This window comes from Labilibacter marinus, assembly GCF_001659685.2.
In the GTDB taxonomy this organism is placed as follows: domain Bacteria; phylum Bacteroidota; class Bacteroidia; order Bacteroidales; family Marinilabiliaceae; genus Saccharicrinis; species Saccharicrinis marinus.
In genome coordinates this window covers 1-13,535 of the sequence record NZ_LXYE02000046.1, presented here as the reverse complement: position 1 = coordinate 13,535, position 13,535 = coordinate 1, and the positions used below count along the sequence as shown (strand labels likewise).

At 35.3% G+C, this 13,535-nt stretch carries 11 protein-coding genes; 3 read left to right on the top strand and 8 right to left on the bottom strand.

The features are described from left to right. Window positions 1-24: 24 nt before the first annotated feature. From A8L32_RS18900 to fabD, 4 genes are all read right to left on the bottom strand, one after another. Window positions 25-1,419 carry an aminopeptidase P family protein gene (locus A8L32_RS18900; protein ID WP_066632494.1) on the bottom strand — a complete coding sequence of 465 codons (1,395 nt, stop codon included), beginning with the start codon at window positions 1,417-1,419 and terminating at the stop codon, window positions 25-27. A gap of 86 nt (window positions 1,420-1,505) precedes the next feature. Continuing rightward, entirely contained in the window at window positions 1,506-1,874 is a 369-nt protein-coding gene (locus tag A8L32_RS18895; RefSeq protein ID WP_066632492.1) for a response regulator, read from the bottom strand. A gap of 6 nt (window positions 1,875-1,880) precedes the next feature. Then, on the bottom strand, window positions 1,881-3,698 hold the full coding sequence (locus A8L32_RS18890) for a PAS domain-containing sensor histidine kinase (RefSeq protein ID WP_066632489.1): 1,818 nt from the start codon (window positions 3,696-3,698) through the stop codon (window positions 1,881-1,883). A 155-nt stretch (window positions 3,699-3,853) separates the two neighbouring features. After that, window positions 3,854-4,738 (bottom strand): ACP S-malonyltransferase, encoded by an 885-nt coding sequence (gene fabD, locus A8L32_RS18885; RefSeq protein WP_066632487.1) that lies wholly within the window; start codon window positions 4,736-4,738, stop codon window positions 3,854-3,856. A 250-nt stretch (window positions 4,739-4,988) separates the two neighbouring features. On the opposite strand from fabD, the gene A8L32_RS18880 reads away from it, so the two are divergent. Beyond that, window positions 4,989-5,543, top strand: a complete 555-nt coding sequence (locus A8L32_RS18880) for a sigma-70 family RNA polymerase sigma factor (protein WP_066632485.1) — start codon at window positions 4,989-4,991, stop codon at window positions 5,541-5,543. Between the two features lie 21 nt (window positions 5,544-5,564). After that, window positions 5,565-5,822: a hypothetical protein gene (locus A8L32_RS18875; RefSeq protein ID WP_075591250.1), complete on the top strand. Its 258-nt coding sequence runs from the start codon at window positions 5,565-5,567 to the stop codon at window positions 5,820-5,822. Between the two features lie 40 nt (window positions 5,823-5,862). Here the strand turns inward: A8L32_RS18875 and A8L32_RS18870 are convergent, their stop codons facing one another. The 4 genes from A8L32_RS18870 to A8L32_RS18855 all read right to left on the bottom strand — a co-directional run bounded on the left by A8L32_RS18870 (window position 5,863) and on the right by A8L32_RS18855 (window position 11,587). After that, window positions 5,863-8,544: an MGH1-like glycoside hydrolase domain-containing protein gene (locus tag A8L32_RS18870; RefSeq protein ID WP_066632483.1), complete on the bottom strand. Its 2,682-nt coding sequence runs from the start codon at window positions 8,542-8,544 to the stop codon at window positions 5,863-5,865. A 276-nt stretch (window positions 8,545-8,820) separates the two neighbouring features. Further along, on the bottom strand, window positions 8,821-10,152 hold the full coding sequence (locus A8L32_RS18865) for a DEAD/DEAH box helicase (RefSeq protein ID WP_066632482.1): 1,332 nt from the start codon (window positions 10,150-10,152) through the stop codon (window positions 8,821-8,823). A 263-nt stretch (window positions 10,153-10,415) separates the two neighbouring features. Then, window positions 10,416-11,102 carry a DNA alkylation repair protein gene (locus tag A8L32_RS18860; RefSeq protein WP_066632481.1) on the bottom strand — a complete coding sequence of 229 codons (687 nt, stop codon included), beginning with the start codon at window positions 11,100-11,102 and terminating at the stop codon, window positions 10,416-10,418. A gap of 38 nt (window positions 11,103-11,140) precedes the next feature. Continuing rightward, the gene (locus A8L32_RS18855) at window positions 11,141-11,587 is read right to left on the bottom strand and encodes a nucleoside deaminase (RefSeq protein ID WP_066632480.1); all 447 of its coding nucleotides are present in this window, start codon (window positions 11,585-11,587) and stop codon (window positions 11,141-11,143) included. Window positions 11,588-11,736: 149 nt separating this feature from the next. Between A8L32_RS18855 and aspS the strand changes: the two genes are divergently transcribed. After that, window positions 11,737-13,494 carry an aspartate--tRNA ligase gene (aspS, locus tag A8L32_RS18850; RefSeq protein WP_066632479.1) on the top strand — a complete coding sequence of 586 codons (1,758 nt, stop codon included), beginning with the start codon at window positions 11,737-11,739 and terminating at the stop codon, window positions 13,492-13,494. Window positions 13,495-13,535: the final 41 nt, after the last annotated feature.

Sequence of the window (13,535 nt, the reverse complement as noted above, 5' to 3'; positions counted from 1 at the left end):
ACTTCTAATATATCTCCAACTTCTCTATTGTCCACTTTTTACTACTTGCTCCACATCCTCAGGATTAATAGGAATTCTCTCTCCTAAAATACGACTTCCTGTTTCCGTTACGAGCACATCATCTTCTAATCTGATACCTCCAAATTCTTTATACTTCTCCACTTTACTATAATCGATAAACTCGCTAAACTTACCCTCATTTTTCCATTGATCGATTAATGCGGGAATAAAATAAATTCCTGGTTCATTGGTCACCACAAAATTAGGTTCTAGTCTTCTCCCCATGCGTAGGGCAGCTAAACCAAACTGCGTACTTCTTGTCGTTTCCTCATCATATCCCACCAAAGTATCATTATAATCTTCCATATCATGAACATCTAATCCAATCATATGGCCAAGACCATGTGGCATAAATAAAGCATGGGCTCCCTCAGCTACAGCCTCATCTACGTTTCCTTTCATCAACCCCACCTCTTTTAAACCAGAAGCAATGGTTTTGGCTGCCAACAAATGCACCTCCTTATAGGTAATACCAGGCTTAGTAGCCGATAAAGCGTTGTTATTGGCATCCACTACTACCTGATATATTTCTCTTTGTTTATCGGTAAACTCACCACCTACAGGCGAAGTTCGTGTATTATCAGTGGCATAATGACGTGGTGATTCACTACCCGCATCAACCAATAATAAATCGCCTTTTCTTAAGGTATTCCCATGGTAATGATTATGCAAAGTCTCACCCCTTACCGAACAAATAACAGGAAAAGAAACCATACCCCCACCAGACATAGAAACACCTTCAATCACACCAGTAATTTCCTGTTCAGTCCTGCCTGGATGTGCCATTTTCATAGCTGTAGTATGCATATTATAAGCCGTCCACATATGCTTTTCCATCTCCTCAATCTCACACAATTCTTTTACTGAACGTATCGATATGCAAGCTTTTATCAATTCCAACGATGCTTGCTCTTTCACTTTACCAGGATGAATACCTAACAAATCACCCATCATCATCATATTCTCACCTCGATAGGGTGGCGTAAAATGCACTTTACGACCTTGAGATATGGCTTTTGAGATAATTTCTTTTAGTTGACTCAGCTCCTTTGTTTGAGCAACACCAACAAGACCTGCATTTTCTTTTAGCTTAGCCTGCGGTCCCATCCAAATAATATCATCCATGGTAAAGTCATCACCAAATAATATTTCTTCACCACTTTCAAAATCAATTACACCAGCCAGGCCCTGATAATCTAATCCAAAGAAATACAGAAAGGTGCTATCTTGTCTAAAATGATAAGTATTGTGCAAATAATTCATACTTGCATCCACATTACCCATAATTAAAGCAATGCCTTTATCCATTTTGCTCTTTAATCGAGCACGACGATTTATATAAGTTTCTTTTGAAAACATAGTCAATATTTTTTTGGCAAGATAAAAAATGAGCTGGAGTAAAAATATGTGTTAGGTCAGCAAAACGGTATCAAATCTTAATTTTACTATTCTAAAACTTGAGAAATGGTGCCATCAATCTCTTCAATATTAAATGGCTTTCTAAAATATTTTAAAATAAGCCCTGTAGAAAGTGCATCTTGTATTTCCTTGGTGATATCAAAACCTGTTAATATGTAGTATTTTTTATTCGGAAATCGCTCTTTGGCTTTTTTAATAAACTCAATGCCATTCATCTGTGGCATTTTCATATCGCTGATAATAATATTAATATCCTCATGCTCATTCATCAGCTCCAAACCATCTTGAGCAGAAGAACAAATAAACACATTATACTTTTTACGAAAATGTATTTGAAATAATTGAAGATTAATATCCTCATCATCAACATAAAGAAGCTTCACCTTATTATCCATATGTAACTATTCTTTTATCGGCAACAATATTTTTGCGATAGTTCCCTGGTTCTCTTTTGAATTAAACTCTATAGTTCCTTTATGTTTAGATAGAATAGAATGTGTTATTGACAACCCTAATCCTGTTCCTACCCCTGGCGGTTTTGTTGTAAAAAACGGATCGGTAACGTGTTTTAAATTCCCAGCACTTATTCCGCATCCATCGTCCGATATTTGAACGACTGCCCTACCTTCAGAAACTTTTGTTAATATACTAATTTCTCCTTTATCTTTTATAGACTGATAAGCATTTGTTAATACATTAATAAAAACCTGATGTAATTCTCCTGCATTTCCTTTAACAAAAAGCTTATCTTCATCGTAATTTTTATTGATTACTATTCGATGCTTGATGTTGTTAGAAATCATAAATATGCAATTATTTATGATGCCATTTAAATCACAGATTTCATTAATATCTTTATTAGCTCTACTAAATTGGTTTAGACTTTTCACAATAGTATTTGCCCTATCCAAGCCTTCTTTAATACTCTCCAATAAAAAAGGAACTTCCTGTTTATTTATTTCACCAACATCATTATAATACTTGCTAATGCCTAAATAACCGCCCATAATATAATTAAGTGGATTGTTTATTTCGTGGGCAACACCCGCCGTTAATATTCCCAACGAAGCCATTTTTTCAGCTTGCAATAACTGAGACTGTGTTTCTTTTAAATTGAGAATTACACTTTCTAACTCCTTGTTTTTTTCATGAATAATTTCGCTCTTCCTAAATAACTCTTCATTGGTGGCAGTCAACTCTTCATTTAACAGATTAGCATCATTATGACTTCTCTCTAACTCCCTATTTAAACGCTCAAGCTCTTTACTTTTACTGGCCACTTCCAATGCATCTTTGAGCTGAGCATTGCTTTCTTCCAGCTCTTGCTTAGCTTGTGTCAAACTCTTATTAGCATTAGCTAAATCATTTTCCCTTTGCTTGCGAGCAGTAATATCTTTATAAGTGCCCAGAATACCGTAGATTTCTCCTGTTGAATTTTTCAAAGGTATTTTAGATGTACTCAACCATGCCTGCGTACCGTTATCATAAGTTTGAGGTTCTTCGTAACTAATTTTAGGAATACCAGAGTCTATTACCGCCTTATCATCTGATCGGTATAACTCGGCCTCGTGTTTTAGAAACAACTCATAATCACTTTTGCCAATAATATCACCAGGATGCGAGCCGCCTGCATCTTCAGCAAACAACTGGTTAGCACCTAGATAATTCAAATCAACATCCTTCCAGAAAACCCTGACAGGTATAGCATCAAGTACATCCTTTAAAATCTTTTTTGAATTACTAACCTCTTCTTGATAATGAATAAAATCAGATACATCGCGCGATATACCAAGCACTCCTATTAGTTTTCCTGAATTATCATAAATGGCCGTTTTTATGGTCTCTAGCAGTTCTTTATGTCCGTCATTGGCAAAAACAACTTCTTCTTGATTAATAGATGGCTTTCCTTTTTTTATGGCCATTAAGTCGTTTTCACGAAACATATCAGCCAACTCTTTATCCACAAAGTCATAATCAGTCTTGCCAACTATTTCAGATGCTTTGGCTCCAAAAAAATCCTCAAATCGGTTGTTACACTGCAGATAAACCCCATCTTTATCTTTTACCCAAACTAAATCTGGTATTCGTTTTAGAATTTCTTTATTGATATTACCCGAAAACTGATAATTACGTTTATTCAGGAAGAGTGCAGCAGTCAGCAAAACACCAATTAAAATTAGCGCAACGATGACGATTAATTGAAAAAGCTGTACACTCATTAAACTTACTTTTGTTTACCAGTAATTTAGTACTTTTTTCTCAAATAAGAAAATAAGATTTGATCTTCAGCAAACAAAATGAGCATAAAAAAAACCGAAAGCATCAAGTACTTTCGGTTTCATTCATTTTCCTGTAAATTCAGGCCATATTATTTTTATAAGCTGCTAACTCCAGAAACAGCCATCTTACGATCTACTTTTTTCACTAATCCTTGAAGTACTTTTCCTGGACCAACTTCAGTAAATGAAGTAGCTCCATCAGCAATCATATTTTGAACCGTTTGCGTCCATTTTACTGGAGCTGTTAACTGAGCTACTAAATTTTCTTTAATTTGAGTAGGATCTGTAAACGGTGTAGCACTCACGTTTTGATACACTGGACAAACAGGAGCGTTAAAACTTGTTGCCTCAATAGCAGCGGCAAGTTCTTCACGAGCTGGCTCCATTAAAGGAGAATGGAAAGCACCTCCTACGGGTAACTTAATTGCTCTTTTAGCACCTTTTTCAGTAAGTACTTCGCAAGCTTTATCAATTCCTGCAAATGATCCAGAAATTACTAACTGTCCTGGGCAATTATAATTAGCAGCAACCACTACCTCATCAATGCTTTCGCAAACTTCCTCTACAATTGCATCTTCTAAACCAACAATTGCAGCCATTGTAGATGGCTCAGCCTCACATGCTTTTTGCATAGCCAAAGCACGTTGAGAAACAAGCTTTAATCCATCCTCAAAAGACATAGCTCCTGCAGCAACTAGAGCACTAAACTCACCCAAAGAGTGACCAGCTGTCATTTCAGGTTTAAAATCTTCTCCCATTGTTTTAGTTAACAAAACTGAGTGCAAAAAGATAGCTGGCTGTGTCACCTTAGTTTGCTTTAGGTCTTCATCCGTACCTGCAAACATTAAATCGGTAATTCTAAAACCTAAAATTTCATTTGCCTTTTCAAAAAGAGCCTTAGCTTCTTCTGAGTTTTCGTAAAGGTCTTTTCCCATTCCTACAAATTGGGCTCCTTGTCCAGGAAATACAAATGCTTTCATGCTTTTATAATTTTGATTTTATCGCCACAAGCACCTTATTATTTTACTTGCGTTGATAGTTTTACTTTGTTTTAACTCTATATATCTTTTACTTCAATTAAAAAACAAGATTCTCTAACTAAGAAAGCTTTCTATTAAAGCAGAGATATTTGCGGCAAATATAGTAAAAAAGCTTTAGTAGTGAACAGATGCGTATTTTGCTTGTTTTTTACTATAAAAATCACTTGCTTAGTATAGACAAAATTTTATTATGGCAAATTCAGAAATAACAGAATGGGTAGATAAATATACGTCTGATTTATATAATTGGGCTTACCACAAAACTTCTAATGCGGAGATAGCACAAGACTTAGTACAAGATACTTTTGTTGTTGCTGTAGAAAAAATAGATTCTTTTCAACGAAAAAGCTCTGAAAAAACATGGCTTTTTTCTATTCTCAATAATAAAATTGTAGATTTTTATAGAAAGAAATCTAAAAGCCATGTTTCGGTTGAAAGCAGCTTTTTAGCTAATTTTTTTAATGAAGATGGCGGTTGGAAAAACGAAAGTAAACCACAGGATTGGGATAATGAGGATGGACATTTATTAGATGACAGTGAATTTTTAATGGTACTAAAAAAATGCATGGATGCTTTACCAGAGAATTGGAGCGCTACAGTTAAATTAAAATACATACTTCAAAAGAAAGGTGAAGAAATCTGTCAGGAATTAGGTATTACTTCGTCCAATTATTGGCAAATGATTCACAGAGCAAAGCTTCAACTCCGTGCTTGCATAGAAAAGAATTGGTTTTTAAGTAATTAACAGTTGGGAAATAAAAAAGAAATGGCAAAGTTAATGCATATAATAATGTTGTCGTGCTTAAAGGCAACAGAACTAATTGAGAAAAAGCTTGATCATAAACTTAATATGATGCAAAATATTCAATTGGCCATGCACAAGTCTATGTGTAAAGCATGTACCAATTACGAAAAGCACAGTTATATACTAGACGACGTTTTAAAACATCCAATGAATAAGGAATTATCTCCTGATGAAATTGAAAAGCTCAAAAAGAGTATAATAACAAAACTAAATAACTAGATACAGAAAGAGGCTCATTAAATGAACCTCTTTTTTTTGTTTATTCTTTATTTGATTTGACCGTTTCATCCCAATGGGCATTATCCATTAACTTACTAAAACTGGTTGTTCTAAACATCACCATTAAATAAGCAATCATACCTGTCCAGCCTGTTTGATGACTCGCTCCAATACCAGCGCCATTATCTCCATGAAAATATTCATAAAACAGCAGGTTATTTTCCCAATGTTCATCTTCTTGAAATTCTTTGTACCATCCGTAAACAGGGCGATATCCTTTTTCATCTTTCAAAAATATTTTCTCTAAGCGTTGGGTAATTTCCTGAGCCACCTCAATTAACGACATCATATTACCTGACCCCGTAGGACATTCAATTTTAAAGTCATCACCATAAAAAGCATATTGCTGATATAGTGCTCTTATAATAACCGTATTGGCAGGAAACCATATAGGGCCACGCCAGTTAGAGTTTCCTCCAAACATAGTACTGTCCGATTCTCCTGGAATATATTTTACCGTAAATTCTTCTTCCTTCCACTTAAAAACATACGGATTCTCTTCGTGATACTTAGATAAAGAACGGATTCCATAATCACTTAAGAACTCGTTTTCATCTAACATTACTTTTAATACTGCACGAAGTTTATCTTCATTTAATACTCCAAGTAATACTCTTTTATTTTTTCCTGTAACTAAAGGATTGGCAATATTTTTAGCCAAACGCTTCGTTCTTGTAACCATATACTTATGCTCTTTGGCCATGGCTGGAATTTTCTCCAAATGCTCTGGTTCTAGCACCGTTGCCGCACACATAGGCAAAAGTCCGACTAATGACCTCACCTTTAATCTGGTCGCACTCCCATCAGGAAAACGAAGTACATCATAGAAAAACTGATCCTCCTCATCCCACATCTCATCCTCATTATCACCGATGCGATCCATGGCGGAAGCAATCTCCAAAAAGTGATTGTAATAAGCAACCGCCTTATCCTTATATTCATCAAAGCCTAAACAAACTAGCTCCAACGATATCTCTAGCATATTTTGGGCATACAAAGCCATCCAAGCATTTCCATCCGATTGCTCAATATGCCCTCCTGTTGGTAAGGTATGGCTTCTATCAAAAACACCAATATTATCCAAACCCAAGAATCCTGCCTGAAAAGCATTCTTCGACGTTGGATCCTTATGATTTATCCACCATTGAAAATTCCTATCTAACCCATCAAAACAGGTTTTTAAGAATTCCTTATCAGCAATGCCTTGCATTTGCTTTCCATTTTTATAACAAGTTATTACAGCCAGTGCATGAACAGGTGGGTTTACATCATTAAAACTCCATTCGTATGCAGGTATCTGTCCATTAGGGTGCTGATAATTCTTTTGTAAAAATAATGTCAACTGATCTTTTGAAAACTGCGGATCAACCATAGTTAATGGCAAAGTATGAAAAGCTAAATCCCATACGGCATACCATGGGTATTCCCACTTATCGGGCATACTAATAATATCGCTATTTTTTAAGTGCTCCCAATCGTTATTTCTAAGGTTCCTGCGCGGACCACCCTTATACTCATTTAACCATTCAGATACATCAAACTCGTAATATTGCTTAGACCACAGCATACCCGCAAAAGCCTGACGGATGATTCTTTTTTCATCGTCTGATATTCGTGGAGGGTAAATACCTTGATAAAAATCTTCCGTTTCTTTTTTTCGCAGCTCTATCTTATCATCAAACTTATCGAAGTTATATTTAGGCGTATTTCCAGATTTTAACCTAAGCTTTATTTCAACGCTCTCGCCTGCAGGAATAATGATATCATACATAGCACCCGCTTTTGTACCTTTATGCTCAGGGTTTACAGCATCACTATCATGATTTACTATAAATTCATTAAAGGCATCCTTAACATATGGCGTTTCGTTTGGTGTATTATATAAGCGCTCGTTGTTCGTTTCGTTATCGGTGAATAACCACAATGGTGACAACTCCGAACTCAACACATAATCGCCCAACTTATCGCTAGTTGCTAATATGGAGTTATCATCTAACAACGAAATTTTTGGCTCAGTAGTTTTATGATTCCACCAAGTATTTCTAAACCATAATGTTGGTAACAAAACAACATTAGCATCTACCTTACTTCGGTTATGTGCTGTAATTTTAATGAGAATTTTGTCAGACTCTTTCTTCGCATACTCTATAAATACATCTAAGTAGTTATTATCCTTAAATGCATCTGTATCTAGCAATTCATATTCAAAATCCTTATTGGTTCTGGCAGCGTTTGTATCTACTAAATCTAAATATGGAAACTCGTTTAAAGGATACTTATACAAGTACTTCATGTATGAGTGCGTGGGCGAAGAGTCTAAATAAAAATAGTACTCTTTCACATCCTCACCATGATTTCCTTTGGGTCCAGATAATCCAAAAAGTCTTTCCTTTAAAATAGGATCTTTCTTATTCCATAGCGATAATGCAAAGCAAAGATTCTGTTTGTCATCACTTATTCCCGCAATTCCATCTTCACCGTATCTATATACTCTTGAACGAGCCTGATCATGCGACAATGAGATCCAAGGATTATCATGTGTACCATCATCTTCACGAACGGTCCCCCATTGGCGTTCGCTTAAATAAGGCCCCCATTTTTTCCAATCTTCAATACCCTTTGAACATTCTTCTAAACGTTCTTCTTCACGCTGACTCTTCATATTTTAATATAAAATTATATTCCTATGACTGTATTTTCACTCATCTGGAAAGGAAGGCTATACGTGAAAATACAACTTACTTTTGAAAGGTAGTACCTTGTTATATAAGATTAACAATTATTTATTATTAATCTCAATTACGAATATCATTAATTAGTGGGGTATATCCACAAATATCTCAAATATCTGGGCAAGCTATAACCAAGTTTTGAGATACACCATCTAACTTGGCTATTTTTATAACAAAAACAATCTAGAAATAATAAGATATGTAAACTATTTCCTTTTCTGCCCCCTAGTTTTGGGTTTTTTATACTTTGCGGCTATCTCCCTTCGATACGAACCACCTTGATTCACCTTTTTGTTTTTATCTTTTTTCTCGTGAAAAGCGGCTCCTTTAGTTGTATCTAATTTAGGTGTTTTAATTAAAGTTTTACCAGCTATTTCAGGCGCTTCTGTATCTAATTGCTGATCCGAGACATCAACATCTTCCGGCATACTTTCTACCTCAATCTGGGTATTCATCAGTTCAAGAATACTTTTCCAAGTAGCCATATCTTCTTTGGCTACAAAAGAAATCGCACTACCATCAGCATCTGCCCTACCCGTACGGCCAATTCGGTGCATATATGCTTCAGATTCATCTGGCATATCAAAATTTACCACATGAGTTACATTAGTTACATCTAAACCACGTGCAATCAGGTCGGTTGCAATAAGAATACGCAAACTTCCTTCCATAAACTCCTTCACCATTCTAAACCTAAAATTCTGAGATTTATTAGAGTGAATAACACCTAGCTCGTCCTCAAATATTTCTTCCAGATTTGCAAAAAGTAAATCGGCAATAGGCCTGCTTTTTACAAATACCAATACTTTATCCATACCTTGCTGAACATCTAATAGATATAACAACAAATTTATTTTTGTATAGAAATTAGGGACAGAATAAGCACTTTGAAAAATTTTATCAAGTGGTGTTCCAGAGGCAGCTACTTCAATTTTAATAGGATTATAAAAATAATGCTTGATTAGAGTCTCTACATCATACGTAAGCGTTGCCGAAAACATTAAATTTTGCCTTTTCTCGGGCAACAAATCAATAATTCTGTCTAACTGACTCTGAAATCCTAAATTAAGCATTTCATCTACTTCATCAATTACTAATTTTTGAATAGACTTCAATCGTAAAGTTCCTGTTAAAGTCAGGTCAATTAACCTTCCAGGCGTAGCTACCAAAACATCCAAACCATCATATACTACTTGTTTCTGCGTATTTATGTTTGTTCCACCATAAACACCTGCCACACGTATATTCATATACTCAGTCAGCTTAGTAAACTCACCTGCTACTTGCTCCACCAACTCTCGCGTGGGTACAAGCACCAATACTCTTGGGTGTTTTTGTTTACTGAACTTAAGCGTACGTAATAATGGTAATATATAAGAAATGGTTTTACCTGTTCCTGTTTGTGCAATTCCAACCACATCTCTACCAGACATAGCTACAGGAAAAACTTGCTCTTGAATGGGTGTAGCTTCTTCTAGCCCAATATCTCCTAAAGCATTCAGTAAAACAGTATTTAAATTTAATTCGGAAAACTTCAATGTTCTTTACTTTAAAAATTTATGCAAAGATACGATGATATTTAAAAATCAACTATATAAAGTTAATAGGTAGTTAGTTTTTAGCGATTCGTCACCATACAAAGATGTAAAAAACACTATACATGCAAGTTACAGAACCCTACAGATCACGCCTAATTATCTTAATCAGAAAATTAAAGCATTAAAATATAATTTACACTAGCTATAACTTTCCGTAAGAGCCAAAAACAACCATTCCAATATCCGGAAAATCTATAGTTACACTATTTTCTATCCCAAATTTTCTGCACGTAATCCTCAATAACAAAGGTTTTGCACGCGGTTTCTCCATGATCAATATCTACCGGGCCTATTACAGAAGCAGCCTCTAAAACCTTATCTTTTAAAACCCTTGTTCGCCCACCTATAGATATTAAACAATTATTCATTCCTTCTTTTGCCCTATTAGGAGAAGTTTGAATTTCGTTTTTTATCTTTTGAATAAAACCCATAAAAAATAAATCACTTCGAGATTCATCATGACGAGCAAAGTAATTTAAAATAGCAAAGCCAACCCTTTTAATATACTCATCTGGAGATTGGATCCATAAGTACATGATGTCTAAACCAAACTTTGTTTTTGCAATTAACTCAGCAAAATAGTCCGCCAACACATAATAATTAATCATAGATACCCAACGATTAGCCTCTAACCTTGTTATTAAATCAGGGTCAGCAACCATAGTAGCTAATATACGAGCATCTAAATTACGTGTATCCCATAAAGATTTTGCAATAGTATGATTAATGCCTTTCGCACTTCCTTTTTTATCTACTTTACTTTTGAGGTCATTTAAATCCCCAAAACTAACACCAAACAAATCACCTTTAGCACCATGCCTAGCGTAAACCTTTTTATTTTGTGCTGTACCTCGTTTCTCTAATTCGGTATAAATCTCTTCAAAGTTCATGTATACAAAAGTAAGAAAAAACGAAATAGTTCAAAAACCTACCTTTTACTTTTAAAGAAGTTTTTGACTAAATCAGAACACTCCATTTCTAATATTTCACTTTTAATTTGCGTTTTAACATGTTTAACAGGGGGCTCTTGCTTCATAAACCCTCTTTTTTCATCTTTAGCCCCAAATACAATTCTACCAATTTGCGACCACATTAAAGCACCCGCACACATCACACAAGGCTCCAATGTTACATATAGGGTACATTCATTTAAATACTTTCCTCCTAAGTATTCTGCTGCGGATGTAATGGCCAACATTTCGGCATGAGCCGTAACATCACCTAAAGTTTCGGTTAAATTATGCGCTTTTGAGATAATTGTATTATTACAAACCACCACAGCACCTACTGGAATTTCATCTTTTTGTCCTGCATACTTAGCCTCTTTTAGGGCTTGCTGCATAAAATACTCGTCTGAGAAATTGATTTTAGTCATCTTTCAACTTTAAATACGTCAATACCTGTACTTTTATTTAATTTCTTTATATTTTCGCATGTTATTAATAGAGGGTATTGATATGGCAACTAAAATAGTAAAATATCGATACAGCGCATATATCATTGAATATTTAATAAGTATACAGAATGTACAGATCACATACTTGTGGCGAACTTAGGCTTACTGATGTAAACCAAAGCGTAACGTTAAGCGGATGGGTTCAGAAAATCCGTAATTTAGGAGGAATGACTTTTATCGATCTTAGAGATAGATATGGCATAACTCAATTGGTGTTAGATGTTGAATCGAATAAAGATTTAAGTGAAGAAGCACGTACGCTTGGTCGTGAATTTGTGATTCAGGTAAAAGGAGAAGTTGCCGAAAGAAGTAACAAAAACAAAAACTTACCTACAGGTGAAATTGAAATATTAGTAGCTAATTTTGAGCTTCTAAACGCCTCTGAGTTACCTCCATTTACAATTGAAGACGAAACCGATGGTGGCGACGAATTAAGAATGAACTATAGGTATTTAGATTTACGTCGTAATCCTGTTAGAAAAAACTTAGAGCTACGTCATAAAATTGGTTTTGAAGTTCGCAACTACTTAAACCAACAAAACTTTATTGAAACAGAAACGCCTGTTTTAATAAAATCTACGCCAGAAGGTGCACGAGATTTTATTGTTCCTTCACGTATGAACCAAGGCGAGTTTTATGCTTTACCACAATCTCCACAAGTATTTAAACAATTATTAATGGTAGCTGGTTTTGACCGTTACTTTCAAATTGTTAAATGCTTCCGCGATGAAGATTTAAGAGCCGACCGTCAACCTGAGTTTACTCAAATTGACTGCGAAATGGCCTTTGTAGATCAGCAAGATATACTAACTACTTTTGAAGGAATGACAAAACATCTTTTTAAAGTAATTAAAGATGTTGAATTTGACTTTGAGTTTCCTCAAATGCCATTTGAACAAGCCATTAAAGAATACGGTTCTGACAAACCTGATATTCGTTTTGAGATGAAGTTTGTTGAAATGAAAGATATGCTTGCAGACTGCGGCTTTAAAGTATTTGAAGATGCAGAGTATATTGGAGGTATTTGCGCAGAAGGATGTGCAGGATATAGCCGTAAGGAATTAGATAAGCTAACTGACTTTGTTCGTAAGCCGCAAATTGGCGCGCAAGGCTTGGTATATGTAAAATATAACGCTGATGGAACATTTAAATCATCGGTTGATAAATTCTTTGATGAAGCTGCTTTAACAAAATGGGCTGAAGCATTTGGTGCTAAACCAGGAGATTTGTTATTAATTTTAGCAGGGGCTAAAAACAAAACTCAAAATGCACTTTGCGAGCTTCGTTTAGAAATGGGAGAAAGACTTGGACTTAGAGACAAAACTAAGTTTGCTCCTTTATGGGTTGTTGATTTCCCATTATTGGAATGGGATGAGGATTCTAAAAGATTCCATGCTATGCACCACCCATTTACTTCTCCTAAAAAAGAGGATTTAGCATTAATCGAAACAGAACCTGGCCAAGTTAGAGCCAACGCATACGATTTAGTAATTAATGGCGTTGAAATTGGTGGTGGATCTATCAGAATTCATAATGATGAATTGCAACACAAGATGTTCCAATTACTTGGATTTACTGAAGAAGAGGCAGAAAACCAGTTTGGCTTTTTAATGAATGCCTTTAAATATGGTGCACCTCCGCATGGTGGTGTTGCATTTGGTTTTGACAGATTAGTGTCATTATTTGCAGGAATCGATTCTATTAGAGACGTCATCGCTTTCCCAAAAAACAACTCAGGTCGCGACGTTATGATTGATTCTCCGTCTCCTGTAGCCAAAGATCAGCTTGACGAATTAAGTATTCAACTAAAAGAAATCAAGAAATAACCCTTGAATATATCGCATAAAAAAAGCTGCTTGAGACTTTC